Source organism: Streptomyces sp. NPDC060232 (genome assembly GCF_042726555.1).
GTDB lineage: Bacteria > Actinomycetota > Actinomycetes > Streptomycetales > Streptomycetaceae > Streptomyces.
Genome location: NZ_JBHXAG010000001.1, coordinates 326661 through 353129, shown reverse-complemented (window position 1 = coordinate 353129; position 26469 = coordinate 326661). Strand labels below are relative to the sequence as shown.

Here is a 26469-nt window from a genome sequence, read left to right as displayed (position 1 = left end):
GTCCGGCTCCCGGGAGTGGGTGAGCCTGCCCGGGTAGTGCATGAGGCGTGACCTCGACCCTCCGGCAGCTCCACGACCGGCTCCAGGGCTCCTACGTCGGGCTGGCCTGGAGCCGCGGCCGGGAGATGGAGCTGATGCACCGGGCGATGGGCTTCGCGGCCCTCGGGTTCCTCACCCTGGTGCCGCTGCTGGTGGTCGTGGCGGCCGCGGCGCCCGGGAGCGGCTCCGGCTTCGGCCGCTGGCTCGGCCAGGCCCTCGGGGTGACGGAGTCCTCGCGGACCAGGATCGAGATGGTCTTCGGCGCTGCGGACCTGGCGCTGGAGCGGACCACCGCCTTCGGGCTGGCCGCCCTGGCCGTGTTCGGCCTGACCTTCGGGTCGGCCGTGCAGACCGGCTACGAGAAGGTGTGGGACCTGCCGACGGCACGCTGGCACACCATGTGGCGGCACGTGGTCTGGCTCGCCCTGCTGGTCTGCTACCTCGCCCTGCTCGTGGAGATCCCCGCGCCATCGGACGACACCTTCGGCACGGTCCTCGGCGCGCTCGGCGACCTCTTCGGCACCTGCCTGTTCTTCGTCGGCTCTCAGCGCCTGCTGCTCGGCGGCCGGGTCCGCTGGCGGGCCCTGGTACCGGGAGCGGTGACCACCAGCATCGGGTTGCTCGGGCTGCGGATCTTCTCGCAGCTGGTGTTCTCGCCGCTCATCGCGTCCAACGCCGTGACCTACGGACCCTTCGGGACGCTGCTGGTCGTCCAGTCCTGGCTCGTCGGCGTCGGCTTCGTGGTCTACGGCGGCGCGCTCGTCGGCCGCCTCGTGCACGAGCACCTCACCCTGCGGCGCCTGCGGCGAAGCGGCCTCCTCCCCGAGCACACCGCCCACCACCCTCCACAACCGGAGTGACGGCAGCGGAGCGGCCGGACCCGGCTGTCAGCGCCCCCGGACAACCCCAACATCACGGTACGGGTTCGCCGGCCGTGCCTCGCCTGTCGCAGACGTGGCCGGGACCCCTGACGCTGCGCGGCCGGTCAGGGGCCCTCCATGCTCGTCCTACAGCGCCGGCCGGGCCGGACATGCCCCTTACGCTCCTCCGGGAGTCGCCTCAGGTGTGACTGCGGCTGTTGGTGCCGTTGCGCTGGTCGGCGTGTTCGTCGTCGAACCAGTAGTCGCCTGCCGCGAGGTAGCGGAAGGAGTGCGCGCTGCGGGCGGGCAGGGACACCCGGGCGGCGCGGGCGCGGTCATCGCGGGGTTCACGGGGGTGCGCCGCGGGGCTGCCCTCGGGCAGGGCGAAGGTGACCTGGGGCCGGCCCTTGAGCCGCTTGCGTTCGAGCACGATGATCTCCAGCCGTGGACGTCAGTTGGGGCCCGGGCGTAGTCGCCTGCACGGCATCAGACGCGGGCGTGACGCGCCCGCGACCCTGGCCGTCGGCCACCCGGTCGGTCTCCTGGTCGGTCTCCTGGTCGGTCTCCCGCGATGGCCGCACTGGGCGGACAGCCACGACAGCCGAGGAGGGGCGACGTTCCTGGGGCCGTTGCGGGGCCCGGCCGGGGGCTTCGTCGACCGGCCGGGCCCCGCTTCCATGGACCCTCTCGTCGCCCTGCCACCGTGACACGGCCCGGCCCGCCCCGCCGCACCAGAGCCTGCCGGAGTAGGCCGGTCGGGCGACCCCACCGGAGCGCGGTCGACCACAACCGCCGGTGAAGGCGTACGACATCGCGAGGCTGCCGGCCCGTAGCCATGCCGATGCGGCGCTCTCCCGCCTCGTGCGGGCGTCTTCCCGCCCGGCAGCCACCACGACGGGCAGGGCGGCGCCCCCGTGGCCGAGGTCAATCGGGGCGGGGCCGCGGCCTCTTCCCGGCCCGGCCCGCCCGTCACGGGCTGACGGCCAGGAAGAGGTAAGCGGCCAGCAGGACGATGTGCACCCCGCCCTGGAGCAGCGTGGCGCGGCCGGGGGCGAGGGTGAGTGCGCTGACCACGACGGTCAGGGCGAGCAGCACCATGTGGACCGGGCCCAGACCGAGCAGGAGGGGGCCGGAGAGCCAGATCGAGGCCAGCGCGATCGCCGGGATGGTCAGCCCGATACTGGCGATGGCGGATCCGTAGGCCAGGTTGAGGCTGGTCTGTACGCGGTCGCGGCGGGCGGCGCGGACGGCGGCGAGGGTCTCGGGCAGCAGGACGAGCAGGGCAATGATCACGCCGACGACGGCCTGGGGCAGGCCGGCCTTGGCCACCACCGCCTCGATGGTCGGAGAGACGGCCTTGGCGTCGCCGACCACCGCGACGAGCGCGACCAGCAGCAGGCCGAGGCTGACCATGGCGGCACGGGCGGTGGGCGGCGCCGCGTGGTCGTCCTGCCGGTCCGGGTCCCGCCTGGGATCCGTGCCGCGGCCCGGATCCGCTGCCCGGCCCGGGTTGGCCGCCCGGCCCGGGTCCGCGGCCGGGCCGACGTCCACGGGCAGGAAGTAGTCGCGGTGGCGGACCGTCTGGACGGCGATGAACAGCCCGTAGAGGGCGAGCGACGCGACCGCGGCGAAGGTCAGCTGCGCGGTGGAGAACTCCGGGCCGGGCTTGCTCGTGGTGAAGGTCGGCAGGACCAGGCTGAGGGTGGCGAGGGTCGCGACGGTGGCCAGCGCCGCGCCGGACCCTTCGGGGTTGAAGACGGCCACCCGGTTGCGCAGGGCGCCGACGAGCAGGGACACGCCGACGATGCCGTTGCAGGTGATCATGGCGGCGGCGAAGACGGTGTCCCGGGCGAGGGAGGCGGACTTGTCGCCGCCGTCGGCCATCAGGGTGACGATGAGGGCCACTTCGATGACCGTGACCGCGACGGCGAGGATGAGGGAGCCGAAGGGTTCGCCCACCCGGTGGGCGACGACCTCGGCGTGGTGGACGGCCGCCAGGACCGCGCCGGCCAGGCACAGGGCGACGAGCACCACCACGAGGCCGGGTAGGTCCCGCCCCCAGCTGAAGACCAGCGCGACCAGCGCCACCACGGGGACCAGGACGGTCCAGTCAGCCAGGGGGGATCTGCGCTTCGTACCCATATCAGCCAACTTGCCAGATACGCCCCTCCGGTGCGTCGCACGGCGCGCCTCCGCCCGCTTGACGTGGCATTGCTCGCGGATCCACGCGGCCTGGCCCCCGAGGGCGGGGGCACGGCCTCAGTGGACATTCGTCGGACCGGACCGGACCGACCGGACCGGACCGAGGACGGACCGACGAGGGACCGAGGACGGACCGGCCGGCCTGCACCGCACGGTGCTCCGGGCGCTGCTCAGCCACGTCTCCCCGGCGCCGCGGACCGAACGGGCGGGTAGGGGCCGGTCGCTGCGGGGCGCGCCGCGGCCGCCCGGGTGACCGGAGCCCGCCCGGTGGGCCTGTGGGACGGCCACGACCCGGGTGCGTGCGGTCGCCCACACCTCGGCCGGTGCTCGGCGGGTTCCCGCCGGCCCGGCCCGACACCGTACGGCTGTACGGGGACCCGAGGGGTGACGCGACCGGCCCGCGCACACGCCTGCGGGGCTCACATCGCGCGCTCGCGGCCCTCCCAGTACGGGTCGCGCAGCCGCCGCTTGTAGAGCTTGCCGTTCGGGTCGCGCGGCATCGTCTCGATGAAGTCGACGGTCTTGGGCCGCTTGTACCCGGCGAGCTGCCGCTCGCAGTGGTGCAGGATCTCCGCGGCCAGGGCGTCGCCGGCCGCGAAGCCCTCCGCCGGTTCGATGACGGCCTTGACCTCCTCGCCCCAGTCGGCGTGCGGGATGCCGAAGGCGGCGGCGTCCGCGACGGCCGGGTGGGTGAGCAGGGCCGACTCGATCTCGGCCGGGTAGATGTTGACCCCGCCGGAGATGATCATGTCGATCTTGCGGTCGCGGAGGAAGAGGTAGCCCTCCTCGTCCATCAGCCCGAGGTCGCCGACGGTGAAGAAGTCCCCGATGCGGTTCTTCCTCGTCTTGCCCTCGTCCTTGTGGTAGCTGAAGCCGCCGGTGTTCATCTTCATGTAGACGGTGCCCAGTTCGCCCGGGGCCAGCCGGTTGCCGTCATCGTCGAAGACGGCCAGCTCGCTGATCGGCCAGGCCTTGCCGACGGTTCCCGGCTTCTTCAGCCAGTCCTCGGCGGTCGCGAAGGCGCCGCCGCCCTCGCTCGCCGCGTAGTACTCCTCCACGCAGCCGCCCCACCAGTCGATCATCGCCCGCTTGACGTGGTCGGGGCAGGGCGCGGCGCCGTGGATGGCGTGCCGCATCGAGGAGACGTCGTAGGCGTCCTTCGTCTCCTGCGGGAGGGCGAGCAGCCGGTGGAACTGGGTCGGCACCATGTGGGTGTGGGTGCAGCCGTGGGCCTCGATCAGGCGCAGCATCTCCTGCGGGGTCCACTTGTCCATGAGGACGAGTGGGTGCCCGATGTGCAGGGCGGCGCCCGCGAACTGCAGGACGGCCGTGTGGTAGAGCGGTGAGCAGACCAGGTGGACGTTGCCGTCGAAGGGCCGGATCCCGAAAATGCCGAGGAAGCCGCCGAGGTACGTCTCCTCCGGGAGCTTGCCGGGCAGGGGGCGGCGGATGCCGCGCGGGCGGCCGGTGGTGCCGGAGGTGTAGTTCATGACCCAGCCGAGGGTGCGCTCCGCCGGGGCTGTGGCCGGCTGCCCGTCGAGGAGTTCGGCGTACGCCCGGAAGCCCGGCACCGCTCCGACCGCGTAGCGGTGGCTCGCGGGCAGGGCGGCCTCGTCGGCCGCGGCGGTGGCGGCGTCGGCGAAGCGCTCGTGGGCGATCAGGACCTTGGCGCCGGAGTCGGAGACGATCCAGGCGATCTCGGGGCCCACGAGGTGGTGGTTGACGGGGACGAGGTAGAAGCCGGCCTGTGAGGCGGCGAGGTAGGCGGCGAGGAACTCGACGCCGTTGGGGAGGACGACGGCGAAGACGTCGCCCTTCTCCAGCCCTGCGGCGCGCAGCCCGTGGACGAGCCGGTTGACCTCGCTGTGCAGCCGGTCGGCGCTCCACTTCTCGCCGCCGGGGGCGGTCAGGACGGTGCGTCCGGGGTCGGCGGCGGCCTGGGCCCAGAAGCCGTTGGGGGGCTGCTGGCCGGCGGCGGGGGGCGTGGACGTGGTGGCGGTCATGGCGGTCACGCCTCTCGGACTCGGCCGGCGATGCGGTTGATGCGGTCGATCGCCTTCTCGAAGCCGCTGGTGAGCTCGTCGAAGACGGCCTGGACGCTGCGTTCGCTGTTCATCCGGCCGACGATCTGGCCGACGGGCGTACCGAGCAGAGGCTGGACCTCGTACTTCTGGATGCGGGAGACGGCGTCGGCGACGAGGAGGCCCTGGAGCGGCATGGGGAGCGCACCGGGGCCCTCCGGGTCGTCCCAGGCGTCGGTCCACTCGGTGCGCAGTTGGCGGGCAGGCTTGCCGGTGAGGGCGCGGGAGCGGACGGTGTCGCCGGAGCCGGCGGCGAGGAGTTTCTCGGTGAGGGCGCGCGAGTGGAGGTCGGCCTCGGTGGTGGTGAGCCAGAGCGAGCCGAGCCAGGCGCCCTGGGCGCCGAGGGCGAGGCCGGCGGCGATCTGCTCGCCGCTGCCGATGCCGCCGGCGGCGAGGACCGGGAGCGGTGCGACGGCTTCGGCGATCTCCGGGACCAGGACCATGGTGGCGATGTCGCCGGTGTGGCCGCCGGCCTCGTAGCCCTGGGCGACCACGACGTCGATGCCGGCCTCGGCATGGCGGCGGGCGTGTTTGGCACTGCCGGCTAGGGCGGCGACGAGGATGCCGTGGTCGTGGGCGCGGGCGACGACGTCGGCGGGTGGGGAACCGAGGGCGTTCGCCAGGAGTTTGATCGGGTAGTCGAAGGCGACGTCGAGCTGGTTGCGGGCGACCTGCTCCATCCACCCGGTGATGCGCCAGCCGGAGGCCTCGCCCTCGGCGAGCTCGGGCACGTGGTGTTTGGCGAGGGTGTCGCGTACGAAGGCGCGGTGCCCGGCCGGGATCATCGCCTCGATGTCGGCTTCGCTGATGCCGTCGACGGCCTTCTTGGCGGGCATGACGACGTCCAGGCCGTAGGGCTTGCCGTCGGTGTGCGCCTGCATCCAGTCGAGGTCGCGCCCCAGGTCGTCGGGCGCGGTGTAGCGGACCGCGCCGAGTACGCCGAAACCACCCGCCCGGGTGATCGCGGCGGCGACCGCCGGGAAGGGCGTGAAGCCGAAGATGGCGTGCTCGACTCCCAGTTTCCTACTCAGCTCCGTCTCCATGGGCGGCAGGATGCCGCAGCCCGGCGAGCGAGGGAAGGGATTTCCTGATGCAGTGTCAGATTCTTTACGGGTCCGCCGGTGCGGGGGCTGCCCGGCGGGCGGGCAGATACCCGTTAGCCTGCGGCACGCTCGGCAGGCTCGGGAAGCCCGGGGCCCGTTCGCCTGCGGCGGGCTCGGCAGGTGCCGAGGCCGCCCCACCGGTGCGCACGCAGGACGACGCACATCCGGAAGGGACTGCGGGCGCGGGTCGCGGGTGGGTCGCGGGTCGGCGGGTCGGCGGAGTTGGCGGGTTGGCGGGTTGGCGGGTTGCGGACGAGGAGGCCGGACATGGCAGTACACACGGGGGCCGAAGCGATGGCGGAGGTCGACGCGACGGATCGGACGGAACGGGCGGGCACCACCGGCCACAGGCAGTCGCACGAGCGCGCCGGCGCCCCCGAGGCCGCGCGGCGGCACGACCGCGGGCAGCGGTCGGAGCAGGAGCGCGGTGGCGTGCGCGGGTCCCGGCGCGGGCTGAGCCGGCGGCGACTCGGGGCGCGGCTGCTCGCGCTCGGCGGGGTGCTCGTCCTGCACGCCGCGCTGCCGGGGGCGGCGGGCGCGGCGGGTGCGGGCAGCCCGGCCGAGCGGCGCGCCCTGCAGGGGCTGCGCCTGCGGTACGGGTCCGCCCGGCAGGCCGGGCTGCTGGAGCGGCACTTGGAGGCAGTGGCCGACGAGGCCCGGCGGTTCCTGGGCCCCTCCCCCGAGCACCCCTACTACGCGGGGGCGGTGGTCCTCGCCGGGCGGGGCCGTACCGTCGCCCTGCACCGGGCCATGGGCCACGCCGTGCGATACGCGGACTACGACGGACGGACCGACCGGGTCCGGGAGTTCCCCGCGGCCGAGCGGATCGCGATGGCCGAGGACACCGTCTTCGACCTGGCCTCACTGACCAAACTCTTCACTTCGATCCTGGCCGTGCAGCAGATGGAGCGCGGGCGCCTGGAGCTGGAGGCCCAGGTGCGCCGCTACCTCCCGGAGTTCACCGGCGGCGGCAAGGAGGTCATCACGGTCCGTCAGCTGCTCACTCACACGTCGGGGCTGCGCTCATGGGCGCCCTTCTACCAGGAGTCCACGCGCGAGGGGCGGTTGCGGCTGCTGTGGTCGGTCAGGCCGCAGGAGACCCCGGGGTCCGTCTACCGCTACTCCGACCTCAACCTCATCGCGCTGCAACTGCTCCTGGAACGGATCACCGGTCGCACTCTGGACGTCCTGCTCCACGACGAGATCACCGCTCCGCTCGGTATGCACCGCACTCGCTACAACCCACCGCTCTCCTGGCGCCGCGTCACCGCCGCCACCGAGGTACAGCGGCCGCCCTGGTCCGGCCTGGACCGCGGCCTGGTGTGGGGCGAGGTCCACGACGAGAACGCGTACGCGCTCGGCGGCGTCGCGGGCCACGCCGGGGTGTTCGGTACCGCCTGGGACCTGGCCGTGCTGGCCCGCACCCTCCTCGACGGCGGCGCCTACGCGGGCCGCCGCATCCTGCGCCCCGCCTCCGTGGAACTGCTCTTCACCGACTACAACACGGCCTTCCCGGGCGACGACCACGGCCTCGGCTTCGAGCTCTACCAGCACTGGTACATGGGCGCCATGGCCACCCCGCACTCGGCCGGCCACACCGGCTTCACCGGCACCTCCCTCGTCCTCGACCCCTCCACCGACTCCTTCCTAATCCTGCTGGGCAACTCCGTCCACCCCGTACGCACCTGGCGGGCCGGCAGCGCCCCGCGGGTCGCCGTCGGCAACCGCTTCGCCCGCGCCGTCCCGGTCCGTACGCGGCACGGCGGCGCGGCCTGGTTCTCCGGGACCGACCCCGGCGGCTCGGGCACCCTCACCCTGCCCCCGCTGACCCCGGCCACCGCCGCGGCCCGGCTGCGCTGCGCCGTGTGGTGGGACACCGTGCCCGGCGAGGGCGCCCTGCACCTGGAGGCCTCGGCGGACGGCGCGGACTGGTCGCCGCTGCCGTTCACCACCCTGCGGTCCACCGGCGGCGCCCCCGAGGAGTGGCCGCGGGGCTGGGTCGGCGGCTGGTCCGGGCGCATCTGGCACCGCCTGGAGGCCCCCCTGACGGCCGCCTGGACGGGCCGCGAGGTACGGCTGCGGTTCCGCCACACCGCCACCGGCCGCTACGTCGGCCGCGGGGTCTACGTGGACGTCGTACGCGTGGCGGAACCGGCCCGGCTGCTGTTCGCGGAGAACCGGCCGGACGACGCGGCCCTCGTCGAGGCCGTCGGCTGGACCCGGTCCGCGGACTGAACCGCCCGGCCGGGTCAGTCGCGCACCAAGCAGAAGGGGTGCCCCGCCGGATCCGCGTAGACCCGCCAGCCGCGCCCGTCCGCCCCGTCCAGCAGGGTCCCGCCGGCCGCGAGCACCTCCTCCTGCGCGCGGTCCAGGTCCGGGACGCCGAGGTCGAGGTGGAACTGCTGCGGCCGGCTGGGGTCGGGCCAGCTCGGCGGCACGTGGTCCCTCGCGCGCTGGAAGGCGAGGACCAGGCCCGTCGGCGTGTGCAGCGTCGCCCAGTCCTCGTCCAGCGACCAGCGCCGGTCCGGCTGGTCGACGTTGCCGCCCAGCAGCGACCGGTAGAAATCGGCGAGCACCCGCGGCTCGGGGCAGTCCAGGACCACACACTGCAGTTCAGCGATCACGCCCGGATCCTAGGCCCTGTCTGGAGTTCCCCCGCGGCGTTGCGGCGTCCGGCACCGCCCCTTCTCCCGCGGGCAACTCGATACAGGCCCTAGTGCTGTGGGTCAGGCCCCGCAGCGAACTCCCGCCCGCCGAAGGGGCCCAACAGGAAATCGTGACCCCGAAGAACGCGCGAATCAAGCCATGCGGAGGGGTGTATTTTCGGCCACGCCGGGCGTAGCGTAAGCGCACTCCACCAGGAGGAACGCGCCGGCCCTCCCGCCTTGATCCCGCCGGCGCGTACCGATGGAAGAGCCCCGCCGCCACTCCCCCGGTGCGGCGGGGCTCTTCCGCGTTCAGGCCGGGTCCGCCAGGGCCGCGGCGAGCATCCGGCGGGCGACGGCGGTCAGTTCGGCGAGGTCCGGGGCCGGGCGGGAGCGGGCCAGGGCCCCGGCCAGCCGGTCGTAGAGGAGCCCTTCCGTCCAGGCGACCAGCAGTTCGGCGGCCTCTTCCGGCCGGTCGGACCCGAGCGCGGCGACGATGCCCGCCGCACGGGCCCGGGCTCCCCGCCCCGCCCGGTGGAGGTCCGCCTCCAGATCCGGGTTGCGGGCTGCCTCCAGGCTGAGTTCGAAGCGTGCCAGCTGGCGCTCGCGCCCCACCGTCAGCCAGCGGTACAGCAGCCCGGCCATCGCGGCCGCGGCCGCCTCCCGGCCCGGCGCCGCCCCCGCGAGGACCGGTGGGGCGGCCCCGGGGGGACTCCCCTCGTCCACGTCCGCGAGGTCCAGCTCGGCCAGCCGCTGGTAGCAGGCTCCGATCAGGGCCGTCCTCGTACGGAAGTAGTACGAGGTGCTGCCCGCGGGCAGTCCCGCGGCCGCGTCGACCGCGCGGTGGGTCAGGCCCCGGAGCCCGGCGGCGGCCACGAGGCCGATCGCGGTGTCGGCGATCAGTGTTCTGCGATCGGCGGAGGGTGCAGAGGGAGGGGTGGACATCGGACCACTCTACAGCTGTAGAGTGACGCCATCAGCCTCTACGGATGTAGAGGCCTGGAGGAAGGCAGGGATCCGTCATGTCGGCAGTTCAGCGTCACGCGGTCGTCGCAGGCGCGGGGATCGGCGGACTCACCGCGGCCCTGGCACTGCACCGCAAGGGCTGGCGGGTGACCGTGTGCGAGCGGGCGCCCGGCCCGGCCGCCGTCGGCGCCGGGATCGTCCTCGCCCCCAACGCCCTGCGCGCCTTCGACGCCATCGGCTTCGACCTCGCCCGCGCCGCGGGCCCTGCCCTGCCGGCCGCCATGGGCCTGCGCCGTCCCGACGGCCGCTGGCTGAGCCGCGCCGACACCGCGGCCCTGGCCGCCCGCTACGGCGGCCCGCCGCTCGCAGTGCACCGCTCGGCCCTCGCCGACGCCCTGGCCGCAGCGCTCCCCGAGGGGACCGTCCGCTACGGGGTCGCGGTCACCTCCGTGGACGGCGCCGACCGCTTCCCCGTCGTGCGCACCTCAGCCGGCGGCCTCGACGGCTCCGCCGATCTCGTGATCGCCGCGGACGGCATCCACAGCCCGCTGCGCCGCCGGTACTTCCCGGACCACCCGGGCCTGCGCCACAGCGGGGAGACCGCCTGGCGCACCGTCCTGCCGACCGGCGCGAGCCCGGCCGGGACGGCGACCGCCGAGACCTGGGGCCGCGGCGAGCGCTTCGGCACGGTCTCGCTCACCGACGGAAGGACCTACGTCTACGCCACCGCCGTCGCCCCCGAGGGGTACCGCCCCGCCGACGTCCGCGCCGAACTCCTGCGCCGCTACGGCACCTGGCACCATCCGATCCCGGCCCTGCTGGAGCGGATCGACCCGGCGGCCGTGCTCCAGCACGACCTCTACGACCTGGCGGCCCCGCTCCCCCGCTTCCACCACGGCCGCCTGGCCTGGCTCGGCGACGCCGCCCACGCCATGACGCCGAACCTGGGCCAGGGCGGGTGCCAGGCCGTGGAGGACGCGGTGATCCTCGCCCACCTGCTGGACGGGGCCGGTTCCGGCGGTGTTCCGGCGGCCCTGGCCGCCTACAGCGCGGCCCGCTGCGCCCGCACCGACGCCATCCGCGTCCGGGCCCGGCGCGCGGGCCGGATCGCCGCCCTCACCCACCCCCTGGCCGTGGCCCTGCGCGACCTCGCCGTCCGCGCCACCCCGGCCCGGGCCGCACACCGGGCGCTGGACGACATCTTCGACGGGTTCACCCTTCCGGCCGGAACGGGCTGCGCACTCCACGGCGTTGGGACTTCCCGAGCGGGGCGCGCACCGCGAACGCCGAGGAGCGGGCCGCGTACCGGCCGGCGGGTGTGAGGCACCCGCCGGTACCGACGAGCAGCGGGCCAGAACGGGCCGGGGGATCCCGATCGTGGTGATCGAGCCGGCCGCGCGGGCACGCGGCGGGCCGTCACCTCAGTGGCAGGTCCGCGCCACACGCTCCAGTTCGTCCGCCCACACGGCCGCGTCCTGCGGACCGACGTGCGGCGCGGCCAGCGAGCGTACGTGGAAGCGGTTGCGCGGGGTCGCCTCGTCCGCCTCGCGGATCATCAGGTCCTGGAGGGCGGGCGGGATGGCCCGGTCCTCGCCGAACCGCAGGAAGGTGCGCGGCACCCGCCCCCACCGGTCGGGCAGCCCGCGGGCGTCGGCGGCCCCGATCGCCGCGGACTCGTCCGGTTCGAGGATGTTCAGCAGGGCCCGTACCTGCGCGTCGGACCAGTCGGCCGCCAGCGCGTCCTTGACCGCCGCGAAGAAGACGGGGTCGGCGGAACGCCAGTTGACCCGGTTGACGCCCAGCTCCGGTGGGGTCTTGAAACCGGGGATCCGGAACAAGGCGCTGGTGGCGGCTTCCGGGGTCGTCATCAGCTCCAGGACCGAGCGGTGCCGTGTCGGGCAGAACGCCGACGCGTACACCAAGTGGGAGATCAGCTCGGGCACTTGGTTGGCGACCGCGTTCAGCGTGACCCCGCCCAGGCTCTGGCCGACCAGGACCACCGGCCCGTTGCGGTACGCGGCACGCACGGCCTCGACGACGTGGGCGGCGAAGTCCGCCAGTGTCACCGCCCCGATCGGCGAGGGCTCCGTCGCCAGTCGCTCCAGGTCCTGCGGGGCCTGGTAGGAGACGGGGAAGTAGGCGTCGGGCCCGTGGCCGGGCAGGTCCACCGCGACCGTCCGGTGGCCGCGCAGGCCCAGCTCCCGCAGGACCGGCGCCCAGCCGTAGGAGTTGCTTCCGGAGCCGTGGACGAGGACGAAGACGGGTGCGCCCCGCCTCCGCGTGTCCGCGTGCGCGGCGGAGGCTCCCGCCCCCACCGCCGCGACCGCTCCGGCCCCGGCCACGGCCGCCTTCAGTACGCCGCGCCGTGACCGCCCGCCGGGACGCTCCGCGCCGATGTCTCCACCCGCACCACTCGCGTTACTCATGAGTAATACCTTAGGCCCGGCCCTTCACATGACCGGCTGCTTTCGGCCAGGCCCCACGCCGGGCAGGGCTACCGGCCCAGTACCGCCATCGCCGCGTTGTGGCCGGGGACCCCGCTGACGCCGCCGCCGCGGACCGCGCCCGCGCCGCACAGCAGGACGTTGCGGTGGGCGGTCTCCACACCCCACCGGCCGCCGTCCTGTTCCGCGTACGGCCAGGACAGGTCGCGATGGAAGATGTGGCCGCCGGGCAGCCGCAGTTCACGTTCCAGGTCCAGCGGGGTCTTCGCCTCGATGCACGGGCGGCCGTCCGCGTCGAAGGCCAGGCAGTCGGTGAGCGGCTCGGCCAGGTGCGCGTCGAGCTGCGCGAGGGTGGCGGTCAGCAGCACCTCGCGGGCCTGCTGGTTGTCGTGCCCGAACAGCCGGGCCGGGGTGTGCAGGCCGAAGAGGGTGAGCGTGTGGTAGCCCTGCTCGACCAGTTCGGGTCCGAGGATCGTCGGGTCGGCCAGCGAGTGGCAGTAGATCTCCGAGGGCGGTACGGACGGCAGTTCCCCGGCCGCGGCCTCCGCGTAGGCCCGGGCGAGCTGGGAGTACCCCTCGGCGATGTGGAAGGTGCCCCCGAAGGCCTCGCGCGGGTCGACGCCTGCGTCCCGCAGCCGGGGCAGCCGGCGCAGCAGCATGTTGACCTTGAGCTGGGCGCCCTCGGGCGCCGTCGCCCGGTCCTGGGGCGCGCTCTCGCCGAGGAGTTCGGCCAGCGCCCGCGGCGATGCGTTGACCAGCACCGTACGGCCGACGACCCGGCCCTCGCCCGTCGCGGTACGGAACACCACCTCGGCCGGAGCGGCCCCGTCCGTGTCGATCCGCAGCACCTCGTGGCCGGTGGCGATCTCCGCCCCGGCCTTGGCCGCCGCCGCGGCGAGGGCGTCCGTGAGGGCGCCCATGCCGCCGACCGGGACGTCCCAGTCGCCGGTCCCGCCGCCGATGACGTGGTAGAGGAAGCACCGGTTCTGGGCGAGTGAGGGGTCGTGCGCGTCCGCGAAGGTGCCGATGAGGCCGTCCGTCAGGACCACCCCGCGGACCAGGTCGTCGGTGAAGTGCCGTTCCACCGCCTGCCCCAGCGGCTCCTCGAACAACATCCGCCACGCGGCCTCGTCGTCGATCCGGGCCCGCAGCTCCGCCCGTGTGGGCAGCGGCTCGGTCAGGGTCGGGAACACCCTGCGGGCCACCTGCCCGGTGGTCGCGTAGAAGGCGCGCCAGCTCTCGTACTCCCGGTCCGAGCCGGTCAGCCGGGCGAAGGACTCGCGGGTGCGCTCCTCGCCCCCGCCGACGAGCAGTCCGCCGGGCCTCCCTTCGCGCTCGGTCGGGGTGTACGAGGAGACCGTGCGCCGGCGGACGGCGAAGCTCAGTTCCAGGTCGCGAACGATCTTGTCGGGCAGCAGGGAGACCAGGTACGAGTAGCGGGAGAGGCGGGCGTCGACGCCCACGAAGGGTCTGCTGGAGATCGCCGCCCCGCCGGTGTTGCCGAGCCGCTCCAGGACCAGCACCGAGCGGCCCGCCCGGGCCAGATACGCGGCGGCCACCAGGCCGTTGTGCCCGCCGCCCACGATCACGTCGTCGTACACGTCCCGCCCGAAGGTCGTCATGGCTCTTGGTAGCACACCTGGCCGAGCCGCTCCAGACAGTGGGCCTCGTCGGCGTGGGCCAGGACCGTCTCGGGATGCCCGTCGCCCAGGGACCGTTCGCGGATGCCGGACAGGTCCCGGTAGATCGGCAGGGCCTCGTCCCAGCGGCCCAGCCGGCCCAGCCCGACGGCCAGTTCGCGGCGGCTGACCAGGGTGTCCGCGTGTTCGGCGCCGAGCGTCGCGGCCCGTGCGGCGGCCACCTGGCGGGCCTCGGCCACCGCCTCCTCCCACCGGTCCAGGCGGCCCAGGTTGACGCCGAGGACGTGCCGGGCACGCAGGGTCTCGGGGTCGGTGGCCCCGTAGGCGCGGGTGCGGTCGCGGACCAGGGCACGGAAGAGGTCGAGGGCCTGGGCGCTGGCGCCGGTGCGGCCGAGCGCGATGCCCACCTCGTAGCGGGCGGCCAGGGTGTCGGGGTGGTCGTGGCCGAGGACCCGTTCGCGTGCCGCGGCGACCTCGCGGAAGCCGGCCAGGGCCTCCTGCCAGCGATCGAGGCGACCGAGCACGTACGCCGCCTCGTACCGGGTCAGCAGGGTGTCGGCGTGCTCCGCGCCCAGGACGGCCGCCCGGTCCGCGGCGACCGCGACGGCTGTGGCATGGGCCTCCGCGTACCGGCCCAGCGCCCGCAGGGCGCAGGCCAGGTTGTGGCGGCAGCGCAGCGTGTCGGGGTGGAGCTGTCCCATGGTCCGCTCGCGGGCGACGAGCACCGCGCGGTAGACGTCGTGCGCCTCCTGGTGGCGGCCGAGCCGGCCCATCTCGTACGCCGCCTCCTGACGCGCGGCGAGGGTGTCGGCGTGGTCAGGGCCGAGGACCCGGGCGCGCCCGTCGGCGACGGCCGCGTACACGGACAGAGCCTCCTCGCAGCGGCCCGCACGGCTGAGGCCGTAGGCGCGGGCGTGGCCGGCCGCGAGGGCGTCGGGGCCGGTCTCGCGCGGGCCGGCGGGGCGCGGGAACCCGTAGGCCGCGGTGAGGCGGGGGTCCTCGGCGGGCGCGGGCCGCACGATGGTGCCGCCGGGGCGGACCGCGTGCCGTGCGCCGCGCGGACGCGGGACGGGCTGTTCGCCACTGGGGCGCACGGCCGTCCAGGAGCCGGTGAGCACGGCCCATGCACCGCTCGCGGGACGCGCCTCGGTGCCGGCCATGCGGCCGGCGGTCATGCCGCGGGCCCAGGCGGGGAGCGGGGCGGGGGCGCCGGGCGGGCCGCCGGGGCCGAGCCGGGACTCGACGAGGCTGCGGTGCACGTGGCGGGCGTCCTGCGGACGGTCCTCGGGGCACTTGGCGAGCAGGTCCAGGACGACCTGCTCGAAGTAGCCGGGCAGCTCGGGGCGGTGCTCGCGCAGCGGTACGGGCGGCGTGTCGCGATGGCCGATGAGCACCGACCAGGAGTCGCCGAGGTCGAACGGCGGGGCTCCGGTGGCGATCTCGTACAGGACGCAGCCGAGGGAGTAGAGGTCGCTGCGGTGGTCGACCTCGCCGCCGGCGATCTGCTCGGGCGACATGTAGTGCGGGGTGCCCATGGCCATGCCGCCGCCGGTGAGTTTGGCGGTGAAGCCGATGTCGTGCGCGAGCCGGGCGATGCCGAAGTCGCAGATCTTCACGGTGCCGTCGACGAGCCGCATGATGTTGGCCGGCTTCAGGTCGCGGTGGACGACGCCCTGGTCGTGGGTGTAGCCCAGGGCGGCGGCCATCTGCTCGGCGATGTCGACGACCACGTCCACGGGCAGCGGGCGGGTCGCGTTGTCCTCCATGAGCTGGCTGAGGTTGCGGCCTTCGAGCAGCTCCATGACGAGGTAGAGGGGGCCGCCGGCGGCGCTGTCGTCGCCGAAGTCGTGGACGACGGTGACCCCGCGGTGCTGGAGGGACGCGGCCACGCGCGCCTCGCGCCGGAAGCGCTCGCGCAGCACCTGCGTGAAGTGGGCGTCCTGCTCGGCGCCGATCGGTTTGAGGCATTTGACGGCGACATGCCGGCCCAGCGATTCGTCCCGGGCGCGCCATACCTCGCCCATGCCGCCTCGCCCGATCAGATCGAGCGACCGGTACCGGCCCTGGATCAGTCTGGACTCCGCCATGTCTTAAAGTCGCCCCCGTCGTCGCGCTACGCCCTCCCCGGCCGGTCCAGTATGGCCGCTGATGTACGCAGTGTGTACGGGGAGGGGCGGCTCGCGGGGCCCATGCGGCGCATCGCTTTCAAGATGTGACCTGGAGGCAGCTTCCACCGCAGACCTGCGGGAATGCTGCGCAGCACGCGTCCCGTGAGGCGCAGGCGCCGGGTGACGCTGCGTGGGGAGGGAGCGGGCCGCCCGTACAGCTGGTGCGCCCAGCCGGGGAGGGAACCGTACGCGAGGCCGGCCAGCGGGCGCCACAGCAGGTTTCGGCCAGGCACCAGGAGGGGATGGACGGGCGGGCCGCGCAGGAAGTCGTCCACGGCGAGGGCGTCGGGGCCGGCGGCGAGCGCGGGGCGGACCCTGTCGAAGTAGGCGGCGAGCTCGGCGGTGGTGGCGGGGACGCCGGCCGGGTCGAGGCCGACGAGGCGTGCGTTGACGCGGTTCTCGTCGACGTAGCAGTCGGCCTGGGCGGGGGTGAGCGCCATGCCGGACCGGCGCAGGACGTGCAGGAAGCTGTCGATCTGCGCGCAGTGGATCCACAGCAGCAACTCGGGGTCGTCCACGGGGAAGGTACGGCCGGTGGCCGGATCGGTGGCGGTCAGCCTGCGGTGGATGGCGCGGACGCGGCCGCCGGCGCGCTCTGCGGCCTCGGTGGTGCCGTAGGTGAGGGTGCCGACGAAGTCGGCGGTGCGCATCAGCCGGCCCCAGGCGTCGCGCCGGAAGTCGGAGTTCTCCATGACCCCGCGGACGGCGCGTGGGTGGAGGGCCTGGAGGTAGAGGGCGCGGACCCCCGCGATCCACATCATGGGGTCGCCGTGGCACTGCCAGGTGACGGAGGCGGGGCCGTAGAGCCCCGGGTCGGGGCCGGATCCCGTCCCGGCCGCGGGCTCGGGTCCGTGTTCTGGTCCGCTTCCGGGTCGGGGCCCCGGTCCGGTCGCGGTGTTCCCCATCCCGTACCTCCCCGTCGCAGGCGCCCGGCGGCTCCAGCCTACCGAGCGGAAGGTCTGCGGGGCAGCCGAAGGCGACCCGCGGGGACGGTTCGCACCGGGGTCCGCCGCCCCGGTGTCCCTCGCCCCGGAACGGGCAGGTGCCTGGCGTGAAGCTCATCCCCGGGCGGCACGGACGCAAGTGGCGGCGACGGCGTCGAGCGCTGGCTCGCTTGCGGCCCCGGGCCGTCCTCATCCGGATCGGCAGGCGGCTGACGGTGTGGAGTCTGCGCCTCGCGATGTGGGGCGCGCGCAGGGCACTCCGGCGCATGCTGCGTGCCCTGCTGCCCGGCCACAGCACCAGCGGCCGTAGACGGGGCCGCCGATGCCGCCCCCGGTTCTCCCGTGGCCGGACTCCTCGGGGCCGGCGACGGGGGCGACTCGCCGCTGGGCCCACGCCTCGGCCATGTCACGCAGGCGGTGATCAACCACAGCACGGCGCCGCTCGCCGTGGTCTCACGAAGACGCCCCCTCCGCACTGACGACGCCCCCTCCGCGCTTGTGCCCGCGACACGCCTCGCGCCGGGGCATGCCACGCGGCCCCGGAGGGTGGGGCGGGCGGCATAGTGGTGGGGTGACCACCGAACACGACGACGCAGGCGGCGACGGCACCCCTGCCACCCGTTCTCCGGAGCCGGGAGGCGGGGAGGACGAAGAGGCGCACGTCATCGTGGTGGGGGCCGGACCCGCCGGTTCCGCCACGGCGGTGCACCTGGCCCGAGCGGGCCTGGACGTGCTGCTGCTGGAGAAGAGCGGCTTCCCGCGGGAGAAGGTGTGTGGCGACGGCCTGACACCGCGGGCCGTTCACCAGCTCGTACGGCTCGGCATCGACGTCAACGCTCCCGGCTGGATGCGCAACAAGGGCATGCGGTGGGTGTGCGAAGGAAACCAGGTGGAGCTGGACTGGCCGCGGCTGGGCAGCCTCCCCGATTTCGGGCTGACCCGCAGCCGCCACGACTTCGATGATCTCCTCGCCGCCCATGCCCGGGAAGCCGGAGCCCGATTGCGGACCCACGTGAAGGTGACGGCCCCCCTGACCGACCGAGCCGGGCGCATCACCGGGGTGGCCGCCACCCGCGGTCCGGACAAGCAGCCGGTCACCTACCGGGCGCCGCTGGTCGTCGCCGCCGACGGCGCCTCCGCACGGATCGCCGTGGCCCTGGGCCTCGCGCGCGACGCGGGCCGCCCGGTCGCTGCGGCGGCCCGCCGCTACTACCGCAGCGAAGCCCGCACCCACGACCCCTATCTCGAACTCTGGGCCGATCTGCGCTGTCCGCAGACGGGGCTGGACCTGCCCGGGTACGGCTGGGTGTTCCCGCTCGGTGACGGGCGCGTCAACGTCGGCCTCGGCGCCCTGCCGCAGCGGCGCAGCCGGCCTGTGGACCTTCGAGCCGCCATGGAGCACTGGCTCCCCCGCCTCCCGACGGGCTGGGGCGTGCGGGAGGAGAACGCGGCATCCCCCATGCGCAGCGCGCCCCTGCCGATGGGAATGAACCGGCGGCCGCAGTACCGCCGGGGCCTGCTGCTGGTAGGCGACAGCGCGGGCATGGTCAGCCCGTGGAGCGGCGAGGGCATCGGCCAGGCCATGGAGGCCGCGGAGGTGGCGGCGGGGACCATCGCCTTGGCCTTGGCCCGCCCGGCCGGGCCGAGGCGCGAACACGCACTGCAGCAGTACCCGGCGGAGATCCACCGCCGCTGGGGGCGCTACTACCGCCTGGGCAACCTCGCCAGTGATCTCGTCTTCTCCCGCTACGGCTTCCGGGCGCTCCTCCACCCTCGCGTCATGGGCTCGCCCGTGCTCGTACGCACCCTGGCCCGGTTGCTCACCGACGTCAGCGCCGAACCGGGCCGCGACACCATCGACTCCGTCCTGCACACGCTCCTGCGGCTCGTCCCGACGCCGCGGCCCTGACGGGTGGCGGACATTTCGGCTCCGGTGGGGCCGGTCCGGGTGTACGCGCTGCCGGAACGGGCACCCGCTGGGTGGCGGGATTCGATCCACCCGTTGTTCTCAGGCAGGTTCTGGAGGTGTCGAGGATGGCCGCAGGGAAGAAGGCCAAGAACATCGGCAAGTCCGTCAAGGGAAAGACGAAGGAGGTCACCGGCAAGGCCGTCGGCAACGAGAGCCTGGAGATGAAGGGCCGTGCCGAGCAGGCCGCAGGTGATGCGAAGCAGGCCGCGCAGAAGGCGAAGGACGCTCTCAAGCACTGACGAGCACGCGGACGAGCACGCACGCAGAGAGGCCGGTGGCTGAGCCGCCGGCCTCTCTGCGTGTCCGTCCCGCCGCGCCCCTCAGCGCCGACGTGACCGCCGGGGCGGCTCTTCCTCCTCCTCGCCCTCGGCTTCGTCCTCGTACTCGGCTTCGTCCTCGTATTCGTCGCCGCCGTCGTCGGGCTCGTCGCCTTCCTCGTCCTCCGCGCCCTCGTACTCCTCCTCGTCCGCGTATTCGTCCTCGTCCTGGTCGGCGTCCTGGTCGGCTTCCTCCTCGCCCTCGGGGTAGGCGTCCTCGTCGGCGGCGCCCTCTTCGCCCTCTTCGCCTTCTTCTTCCGGCTCCTCGCCCGCCGCCTCTTCCTGTTCCAGGGCCTCTTCGTGCGTGACGACGACCTCGCCGTCCTGGATCTCTCCGCGCCAGCCTTCCGGCTCTTCGTTGGAGAGGGTGACGAAGCGGTTGAAGTTCTTCAGGTCGAGCCGCATGCGCCGGCCCTGGGCCCGCCAGATGTTTCCCGTCTTCTCGAAGAAGCCGGCGGGGTAGTACTCGACGACGAGGACGATCCGCGTGAGCGAGGGGGCCAGCTCGTGGAAACTCACGCAGCCGCGCGTCGTTCCCTTGGCGCCCTCCGAGGACCAGACGATCCTGTCGTCCGGCACCTGTTCCTGGATCGAGGCCTTCCAGCTGCGTGTGGACGGTCCGACCTTGACCTTCCAGTCCGTGGTCGTGTCGTCGTTCTGCGAGACGCTGCGCACACCCTTGGCGAAACTGCTGAAGTTCTCGTACTGGGTCCAGTGGTCGTAGACGGTGCGCAGCGGCAGTCCCACGTCCATGGTCTCCATGATGTGCATGGCCTTGGTGCCGCCCTTGCGCCCCTTGCCCTTGCTCTTGCCTCCGAAAAGGTTGCCGGCCGTTTCGCTGACCTTGTCCTTCAGCCCGCTGACCGTTTGCCCGAGCACGGCTTTCACCGGTGAGTCGCCTTGGAGGAGTTTGCCTCCGATGCCGGCGAGGGACCCTCCGTTCTCCGCGACGTCGGAGAGGCGGTCGGTGAGGTCTCCCACCTTGTCCACGGCCTTGTCCGCCAGGCCTTCGGCCTGGGCGGAGACGTAGGCGCCCAGTTCTTCGAGCAGCTTGTCGAAACCGGACTGTCCGTCCTTGGAGCCCTGCTGTGTGGTGGCCATGGTTCACCTCCGCGCCGTCGGCTTGCGGCGGGCCGATTTCTTCGCCGCGGTGGTCTTGGACGCGGCCTGGCGGCCGGGAGGCTTCTTCGCCGCGGACTTCTTCGCGGCGGCCTTCTTCGCGGCGGGTCTGCTTGCCGCCTTCTTCGCCGCCGCCTTCTTGGCGGGTGCCCTGGACGCCGAGCGCCCACTCGGCGACTTCTTGGCGGTCGCCTTCTTGGCCGGGGCGGACTTCTTCTCAGAAGCGGCCTCCTTGGCGGGAGCCGACTTCTTGGCGGGAGTTGCCCTCTTCGCGGGAGCGGCCTTCTTGGCGGGAGCGGCCTTCTTGGCGGGAGCGGCCTTCTTCGCGGGAGCGGCCTTCTTCGACGGGGCGGTCTTCCTGGCGGGAGCTGACTTCTTGGCCGGAGCGGACTTCCTGGCTGCACTCTTACCCGCGGGTGCGCTGCGCTGTCCCGCCTTGTCCGTACGGCCGGACGCGGAACGGCGGCGGGCCGTACGTCGGCGTGCCGCGGGCTCTTCCTCGTCCTCGCCCTCACCCTCGGGCTGCTCTTCCTCCGGTTCCTCCTCGGGCTCCTCCTCGGGCTCCTCTTCGGCCTCTTCCTCGGGCTCCTCTTCGGCCTCTTCCTCGGGCTCCTCTTCGTCCTCCGCCTCCTCCGGCTTCCGGGCGGACGCAGAGCGGCGGCGGGCCGACCGCCGACGGGGGGCGGGCTCCTCTTCGGCCTCTTCCTCGGGCTCCTCTTCGGGCTCCTCCTCCGCCTCCTCTTCAGGCTCTTCCTCGTCCTGCTCGTCCTCGTACTCGTACTCCCCCTCCGGTTCCTGCTCTTCCTCGCCTTCGGCGCCCTGGTAGGGCTCCTCGTCGTAGGCCGCGTCCCCCTCCTCGCCCTCGTCCTCGTAGGCGTCCTCGTACTCCTCCTCGTCGGCGTCTTCGTCGTCCTCCCGGCCGACGGCGAGCGTCCGCCGGTGGAGCGAGTCGGCGAGCTGGGACAGCTGACGGTTGGCAGCGGCCGTCAGCGCCTTGCGGCCGGCGTCCAGGGCCTCGCCCCTGATCTGCTCAGTGAGCTCGGCGACCTGTGGCATCTCGCCCAGCTTCTTCAGGCCTTGTGCCGCAAGCTCCTTCGGTTCCAGCCCGATGCGGCGGCCGGCGACGAACGTCGCCAGGCTGAGGGCCATACGACCCTTTTTCGTCCGCCCCAACACGTAGCCGCCGACGATGGCGGCCGCCAGGGCGATCTTGGTCGTGTCGTCCATGAGCCCTTTCCCTTCACCAGGTGCGCCCGGGGGCCTCCGCTTCGCACTCCACGTGCCGCCGCTGCAGCTGCCGCGGGATGCACGCTGGGGTGACGGGGCGCGCTGATCGCTCGGTTACTAAGTGGCTGCCCCGCTGGTGCCAGATATGCCTCGTATGCCATGAAAATCTGGTTTTGTTGTGATCCGATGTGTTTGATCTTCATGCAAGCGGGCAGCCCTAGAGGCGGCAGTCCGCGAGGGAGAGTGGGTCCATGACCCCAGCAGAGCCCGCGCGCCGTCGGCGTTCCCCGTCGGACGGCGGTGACCGCGACGACGCACAGACGAGCAGGCCGAGCCGCAAGGCCCCGCCCCGCAAGACGGCCGCGCGCCGCGGCACCCCGGGAGCGGCAGCCGCCATGCGCCTGGCGGCCCAGCAGCTGTCGCAGTTGCTCGGGCGCCCGCCCGAATCGGTGTCGGCCCTGAAACCCACCGAGGACGGCTGGGAGGCGCAGGTCGAGGTCGTGGAGCTGGAACGCATCCCCGACACGACCAGTGTCCTGGCCAGCTACAAGGTCACGATCGACGAGGAAGGGGAGCTGATCTCCTACGAGAGGACACGGCGGTACAGCAGGGCAATGATCGATCGGCCGACGTGAGGGGCCGCCGGCCACCGGTGAAGGGAAGCGGCCATGACCGTGATGCCGCAGGGTGGAAGCAGCGTCAGCAGAGGCAGGGGCGGCGGCACCAGCCTCTACGATGTCCTGGAACTGATCCTTGACCGCGGGCTGGTCATCGACGTGTTCGTCCGTGTCTCCCTGGTCGGGATCGAGATCCTGAAGATCGACGCCCGGATCGTCGTGGCCAGCGTCGACACCTACCTGCGTTTCGCCGAGGCGTGCAACCGGCTCGACCTGGAAACCGGCCGCAAGGCGCCGGCCCAGCTGACGGACGTGGTCGGCAACATGGTCGAGAGCGGTGCGCACGGCAAGTCCAAGGGCGCGCTCAGCGGGGCGGTGGACGCGGTGACGCAGTCCCTGACCGGCAAGTCCGAGAGGGAGGACGAGCCGGAGGAGGAGCCCGAGGAGGAAGAGGCCCCGCGGCGCCGTCGACCCGCACGCCGCCCGGTACGCCGTGAGAGGGAGTAGGGGAGCAGGCGATGGCTCTGTACGTGTATTCGATCATCGGGGCAGAGCACCCTTGCCGTCTGGACGGGCTGACCGGCGTAGGTGCGCAGCCCACGGCGCTCCGTACCGTCACCACGGATCAGCTGTGCGCGGTTGTCAGTGACGTGGACGAGGAGATCCGTCCCAAGCGTCGGGACCTGACCGCCCACCAGGAGGTCCAGACGAGCTTGATGGCCGACGGCGCGGTCCTGCCCCTGCAGTTCGGGTACATCGCCCCCGACGATCAGACCGTCCGCGAAGCCCTGCTGCAACGCGCTGACTCCTACCTCGACTCCTTGGATCGAGTCGAAGGCTGCGCCGAGTACAACGTCAAAGCCTCCCAGGACGAGGAGGCGCTCCTGCGCGAGATCCTCGACGAGTTCCCCGAGGCGCGCAAGCTCAACGACCGGATCCGGGAGGGCGACACCGACCCCCGGCTTCCCCTCCAACTGGGAGAACTCGTCGCCATGGAGGTACGCGGCCGGCAGGAGACGCTCGCCTCCGACCTCGTCCAGGCGCTGGTCGGGTTCGCCCGCGACCACGCCGTCCGCGCCCCGGTCGACGGCGACATGCTCAACCTCTCCCTCCTGGTCCACAACGACCAGAAGGAGGACTTCGTCGACGCCGTGGCGGGGCTCGCCGGGCAGGTCGACGGCGTCGAATTCCGCTTCGGTGGGCCGCTGCCGCCGTACAGCTTCGTCTAGGGCGCTCAGGAGGAGGAGCCATGGGGCTGCTGACCGGACTGTTGACCTCGCCGCTGGCGCCCATGCGCGCCGTGGTGTGGGTGGCGCAGCGCGTCGCCGACAAGGCGACCGAGGAGTACTACGACCCCGCCCCCGTCTGGGCGGCGCTCGCCGACCTCGAAGGCCGGCTCCAGCGGGGGGAGATCGACCCCGACACCTTCGAGGTCATGGAGGACGAACTCCTCGACCGGCTCGACGAGATCACGAGATACCGGCAGCAGGGTCTGCCGTGACCTGGGAGGTCGGGGACCGTGACTGACCCGCTCGCCAACCGGCTGGGCCCGTTGCCGTCCCGGGCGGCGCCGATGTCCTATCCCCCCAGCTCCTCCGCCAGCCTGGCCGACATCCTCGAACGCGTCCTGGACAAGGGCATCGTCATCGCCGGCGACATCCGCATCAACCTCCTCGACATCGAGTTGCTGACCATCAAGCTGCGGATCCTGATCGCCTCGGTGGACAAGGCCAAGGAGATGGGCATCGACTGGTGGGAGTACGACCCGTCCCTTTCCTCCCGCCACAGCGGCGACCCGCTGGCGGAGGAGAACCGCCGCCTGCGGGCCGAGGTGGAGGCACTGCGGCGCGAACGCCTGGGCACCGCGGAGCCCGGCCCGGAGGGCGTGGATGAAGCGGAAGGCGACCTCGCCCGGGAAGAGGGCCGCCCGGCTCGCGGCGCCTCCAAGAGGAACAGGCCCGCCCCATGAGCCAGGAGCCGACCCTCACCTACGTGTACGCCGTCGCCGTGCCCACGCCGGAGCTCGGCCGGATCCTGGCCTCCTTGCGGGGCGTGGCCGACGCCGCGCTGTCCCTCCTGCCGCCCCTCGACGAGGCCGGCCCGGCGGCGCCCTCGTTCGTCACCAGCCAGGTCCCCCACGGCGATTGGCGCGAAGAGGCGCTCCGGGCGCACTTCGAGGACCTCGACTGGCTGGAGAGCACCGCCCGGGCCCACCACCACGTCATCCAGGCCCTCGGCGACCGGGCGACCGTCCTGCCCCTGCGGATGGCGACGCTCTACCAGGACGAGGAACGAGCACTGGCGGCGCTGCGCGAGCAGCGGCCCGCTTTCGCCGACCGCCTGGCCCTCCTGGCCCACCACGCCGAGTACGGTGTCAAGGTCTACGTACGCCCCGAGGCCGCCGGCGACGCCGGAGCCGATGCGCCCGACTCGGCGCCCCCTGCCGCCACACCGGCACCCGCACCCAGCAGTCCCGGCAAGGCCTACCTCCAGGCCCGCAAGAGGCAGCACCACGCCCGCGAGGACCGCTACCAGCAGGCCGCACGGGCAGCGGAACGCATCGCCGCGGCCGCGGCCCCGCACGCGACCCACGCCGTGCGACACCCCACCCAGTCGGGACCCCTGACCCGCGGCGCAGCAGGCGAGGACGGCGAGAACGTCCTCAACGACGCGTACCTCGTTCCCGACGAACAGGCCGAGGCCTTCCGCAGCGCCGTGGAGCAGGCGGGCGAGGGCCTGCCCGGCGTACGTGTCGACGTCACCGGCCCCTGGGCCCCCTATTCGTTCGCCATGCCGGCTCCACCGGCCACGGGCACCGACACCGACACCGACACGTCCACCGACACCCCTGGCGGACCGACATGACCATCACCCCGCGCGACGAGTCCCTGCCGGGCCGGCAGGTCGCCCTGGTCGACCTCCTCGACCGGCTGCTGGCCGGCGGGGTCGTGATCACCGGGGACGTCGTCCTGTCCATCGCGGACATCGACCTGGTACGGATCTCCCTGCGCGCCCTCATCACCTCGGTGGCCGGCGGCCCCGACCCGTCTTCCTCCAGCGGCGGTGAGCGGCCGTGACCGGCGACGGCCCCGCCCGGCACCCCCCGGCTCCGGACCTCAGCGCCGTCGGCGACACGATGGCGAACGCCTTCCGGCTCCTCCAGGCACCGCCCACCGCCCCTGGAGACGAGCCTCCACGGCCTGCTCGCCGCCTCCACACCGACCCCGACACCGTCGGCGAGGACCTCCTCAAGCTCGTCCTCACGCTCGTGGAGCTCCTGCGCCAGCTCATCGAACGCCAGGCCCTGCGCCGCGTCGACGCGGGCGATCTCACCGACGAGCAGGAGGAGGAGCTGGGGGCCACGCTCCTCGCCCTCCACGACCGCATGACCGAGCTGTGCACGGAGCACGGTTACACGCTGGAGGACCTCAATCTCGACCTGGGCCCGCTGGGGCCCCTCCTTCCGCCGTGACCGAGGAAAACGGCTTCACCCTCGCGGGGAGGGGAAGCCGTTTCGTTCCTCGGTCGGCATGCGCCCTGCGGGCCGCCGCGGCTGCCGGTGCCGCTATCGCGACGTGCGACGGAACAATCGGAAGATCATCAGGAGGATGAGGGAACCGACGATGGCGGCGATCCAGGTCGAAAGCTCGAAGAAGCCGTCGACGGAGTCGACTCCGAAGATCACCTTTCCCAGCCATCCGCCGAGCAGCCCACCCGCGATGCCGATCAGTATGGTGATGATGATGCCGCCCGGGTCCTTACCGGGCATCAGCATCTTCGCGATGATGCCCGCGAGCAGACCGAGCAGGATCCAAGCAAGTACGCCCATGCTTCCTTCTCGCTTTCAGAACCTTGCCAAATGCCGATCAGTACAGCGTGTCCTTTCCCTTCTCCTTGACACTCCGCGCCTTGCCCCGGGCCTCCAGAGCCGCCCCTTTGGCGGCCAGGGTTTCCTTTCCCATCGCATGGGCCGCCTTGCGCACAGCCTTACCCGCGACCTGTTCCATCTCGGCCTTTGCCTTCTCACCCACACCCATGTCGTTCCTTTCACAGTCCAGCCGTTACGCGTATATCCGAATATTTGACTCCAAAACAAAAGCAGGGGCCGTCGCGGTCGGCGGCGGGGGC

General features: G+C 73.1%; 27 protein-coding genes. 13 read left to right on the top strand and 14 right to left on the bottom strand.

Translation table 11 applies throughout. The features are described from left to right. Positions 1-47 precede the first annotated feature (47 nt). Positions 48-899 carry a YhjD/YihY/BrkB family envelope integrity protein gene (locus ACFWFZ_RS01510; protein WP_387114909.1) on the top strand — a complete coding sequence of 284 codons (852 nt, stop codon included), beginning with the start codon at positions 48-50 and terminating at the stop codon, positions 897-899. A gap of 199 nt (positions 900-1098) precedes the next feature. On the opposite strand, the gene ACFWFZ_RS01505 is transcribed toward ACFWFZ_RS01510, so the two are convergent. The 4 genes from ACFWFZ_RS01505 to ACFWFZ_RS01490 form a co-directional block, all read right to left on the bottom strand. Beyond that, on the bottom strand, positions 1099-1329 hold the full coding sequence (locus ACFWFZ_RS01505) for a hypothetical protein (protein ID WP_387114906.1): 231 nt from the start codon (positions 1327-1329) through the stop codon (positions 1099-1101). 539 nt (positions 1330-1868) lie between these two features. After that, on the bottom strand, positions 1869-3041 hold the full coding sequence (locus ACFWFZ_RS01500) for a calcium:proton antiporter (protein WP_387114903.1): 1173 nt from the start codon (positions 3039-3041) through the stop codon (positions 1869-1871). 479 nt (positions 3042-3520) lie between these two features. Then, a complete protein-coding gene (locus ACFWFZ_RS01495; RefSeq protein ID WP_387114900.1) occupies positions 3521-5104 on the bottom strand; it encodes an acyl-CoA synthetase in 1584 nt (527 codons plus the stop codon). A gap of 5 nt (positions 5105-5109) precedes the next feature. Next, the gene (locus tag ACFWFZ_RS01490; RefSeq protein WP_387114897.1) at positions 5110-6225 is read right to left on the bottom strand and encodes an NAD(P)H-dependent flavin oxidoreductase; all 1116 of its coding nucleotides are present in this window, start codon (positions 6223-6225) and stop codon (positions 5110-5112) included. A 327-nt stretch (positions 6226-6552) separates the two neighbouring features. Between ACFWFZ_RS01490 and ACFWFZ_RS01485 the strand changes: the two genes are divergently transcribed. After that, positions 6553-8520 (top strand): serine hydrolase, encoded by a 1968-nt coding sequence (locus tag ACFWFZ_RS01485; RefSeq protein ID WP_387114894.1) that lies wholly within the window; start codon positions 6553-6555, stop codon positions 8518-8520. A 14-nt stretch (positions 8521-8534) separates the two neighbouring features. On the opposite strand, the gene ACFWFZ_RS01480 is transcribed toward ACFWFZ_RS01485, so the two are convergent. Both ACFWFZ_RS01480 and ACFWFZ_RS01475 read right to left on the bottom strand, forming a co-directional pair. Beyond that, positions 8535-8909: a VOC family protein gene (locus tag ACFWFZ_RS01480; protein WP_387114891.1), complete on the bottom strand. Its 375-nt coding sequence runs from the start codon at positions 8907-8909 to the stop codon at positions 8535-8537. A gap of 333 nt (positions 8910-9242) precedes the next feature. Then, complete coding sequence (locus ACFWFZ_RS01475; RefSeq protein WP_387114888.1) at positions 9243-9875, bottom strand: TetR/AcrR family transcriptional regulator; 633 nt, start codon at positions 9873-9875, stop codon at positions 9243-9245. A gap of 77 nt (positions 9876-9952) precedes the next feature. Here ACFWFZ_RS01475 and ACFWFZ_RS01470 point away from each other — a divergent pair, with 77 nt between their 5' ends. Beyond that, positions 9953-11218, top strand: coding sequence for an FAD-dependent monooxygenase (locus tag ACFWFZ_RS01470; RefSeq protein ID WP_387114885.1), 1266 nt, complete (start codon positions 9953-9955; stop codon positions 11216-11218). A gap of 99 nt (positions 11219-11317) precedes the next feature. Here the strand turns inward: ACFWFZ_RS01470 and ACFWFZ_RS01465 are convergent, their stop codons facing one another. From ACFWFZ_RS01465 to ACFWFZ_RS01450, 4 genes are all read right to left on the bottom strand, one after another. Beyond that, on the bottom strand, positions 11318-12322 hold the full coding sequence (locus tag ACFWFZ_RS01465; protein WP_387114882.1) for an alpha/beta fold hydrolase: 1005 nt from the start codon (positions 12320-12322) through the stop codon (positions 11318-11320). A gap of 68 nt (positions 12323-12390) precedes the next feature. Next, the gene (locus ACFWFZ_RS01460; protein ID WP_387114880.1) at positions 12391-13962 is read right to left on the bottom strand and encodes a phytoene desaturase family protein; all 1572 of its coding nucleotides are present in this window, start codon (positions 13960-13962) and stop codon (positions 12391-12393) included. Next, on the bottom strand, positions 13959-16067 hold the full coding sequence (locus ACFWFZ_RS01455) for a tetratricopeptide repeat protein (protein ID WP_387114877.1): 2109 nt from the start codon (positions 16065-16067) through the stop codon (positions 13959-13961). The genes ACFWFZ_RS01460 and ACFWFZ_RS01455 overlap by 4 nt, the downstream gene beginning before the upstream one ends. A 26-nt stretch (positions 16068-16093) precedes the next feature. Then, positions 16094-17053 (bottom strand): oxygenase MpaB family protein, encoded by a 960-nt coding sequence (locus ACFWFZ_RS01450; RefSeq protein ID WP_387114874.1) that lies wholly within the window; start codon positions 17051-17053, stop codon positions 16094-16096. 610 nt (positions 17054-17663) lie between these two features. Here ACFWFZ_RS01450 and ACFWFZ_RS01445 point away from each other — a divergent pair. After that, positions 17664-19001 carry a geranylgeranyl reductase family protein gene (locus ACFWFZ_RS01445; RefSeq protein WP_387114871.1) on the top strand — a complete coding sequence of 446 codons (1338 nt, stop codon included), beginning with the start codon at positions 17664-17666 and terminating at the stop codon, positions 18999-19001. Between the two features lie 125 nt (positions 19002-19126). Next, positions 19127-19300 carry a CsbD family protein gene (locus ACFWFZ_RS01440; RefSeq protein ID WP_030031066.1) on the top strand — a complete coding sequence of 58 codons (174 nt, stop codon included), beginning with the start codon at positions 19127-19129 and terminating at the stop codon, positions 19298-19300. Positions 19301-19381: 81 nt separating this feature from the next. Here ACFWFZ_RS01440 and ACFWFZ_RS01435 read toward each other — a convergent pair whose 3' ends face one another. Beyond that, a complete protein-coding gene (locus ACFWFZ_RS01435; RefSeq protein ID WP_387114868.1) occupies positions 19382-20479 on the bottom strand; it encodes an SRPBCC family protein in 1098 nt (365 codons plus the stop codon). 3 nt (positions 20480-20482) lie between these two features. After that, complete coding sequence (locus tag ACFWFZ_RS01430) at positions 20483-21724, bottom strand: histone protein (RefSeq protein ID WP_387114866.1); 1242 nt, start codon at positions 21722-21724, stop codon at positions 20483-20485. Positions 21725-21975: 251 nt separating this feature from the next. Between ACFWFZ_RS01430 and ACFWFZ_RS01425 the strand changes: the two genes are divergently transcribed. Genes ACFWFZ_RS01425 through ACFWFZ_RS01390 form a run of 8 tightly spaced genes read left to right on the top strand, consistent with a single transcriptional unit; the run spans position 21976 to position 25813 of the window. Further along, positions 21976-22359, top strand: coding sequence for a gas vesicle protein (locus ACFWFZ_RS01425; protein WP_387114864.1), 384 nt, complete (start codon positions 21976-21978; stop codon positions 22357-22359). A 33-nt stretch (positions 22360-22392) separates the two neighbouring features. After that, complete coding sequence (locus ACFWFZ_RS01420) at positions 22393-22848, top strand: gas vesicle structural protein GvpA (protein WP_387114861.1); 456 nt, start codon at positions 22393-22395, stop codon at positions 22846-22848. 11 nt (positions 22849-22859) lie between these two features. Next, entirely contained in the window at positions 22860-23570 is a 711-nt protein-coding gene (locus tag ACFWFZ_RS01415) for a GvpL/GvpF family gas vesicle protein (protein WP_387114857.1), read from the top strand. 20 nt (positions 23571-23590) lie between these two features. Continuing rightward, positions 23591-23842, top strand: coding sequence for a gas vesicle protein GvpG (locus ACFWFZ_RS01410; RefSeq protein ID WP_362624109.1), 252 nt, complete (start codon positions 23591-23593; stop codon positions 23840-23842). A gap of 18 nt (positions 23843-23860) precedes the next feature. Then, positions 23861-24310, top strand: a complete 450-nt coding sequence (gene gvpJ, locus ACFWFZ_RS01405; protein WP_387114854.1) for a gas vesicle protein GvpJ — start codon at positions 23861-23863, stop codon at positions 24308-24310. Then, the gene (locus ACFWFZ_RS01400; RefSeq protein WP_387114851.1) at positions 24307-25206 is read left to right on the top strand and encodes a GvpL/GvpF family gas vesicle protein; all 900 of its coding nucleotides are present in this window, start codon (positions 24307-24309) and stop codon (positions 25204-25206) included. Before gvpJ ends, ACFWFZ_RS01400 begins: the two co-directional genes overlap by 4 nt. Further along, entirely contained in the window at positions 25203-25418 is a 216-nt protein-coding gene (locus ACFWFZ_RS01395; protein WP_387114848.1) for a gas vesicle protein, read from the top strand. The genes ACFWFZ_RS01400 and ACFWFZ_RS01395 overlap by 4 nt, the downstream gene beginning before the upstream one ends. Further along, positions 25415-25813: a gas vesicle protein K gene (locus ACFWFZ_RS01390; RefSeq protein ID WP_387114846.1), complete on the top strand. Its 399-nt coding sequence runs from the start codon at positions 25415-25417 to the stop codon at positions 25811-25813. The genes ACFWFZ_RS01395 and ACFWFZ_RS01390 overlap by 4 nt, the downstream gene beginning before the upstream one ends. Before the next feature lie 93 nt (positions 25814-25906). Here ACFWFZ_RS01390 and ACFWFZ_RS01385 read toward each other — a convergent pair whose 3' ends face one another. Next, on the bottom strand, positions 25907-26170 hold the full coding sequence (locus tag ACFWFZ_RS01385) for a GlsB/YeaQ/YmgE family stress response membrane protein (RefSeq protein WP_387114843.1): 264 nt from the start codon (positions 26168-26170) through the stop codon (positions 25907-25909). Between the two features lie 37 nt (positions 26171-26207). Beyond that, entirely contained in the window at positions 26208-26372 is a 165-nt protein-coding gene (locus ACFWFZ_RS01380; protein ID WP_387116336.1) for a hypothetical protein, read from the bottom strand. Between the last annotated feature and the right edge of the window lie 97 nt (positions 26373-26469).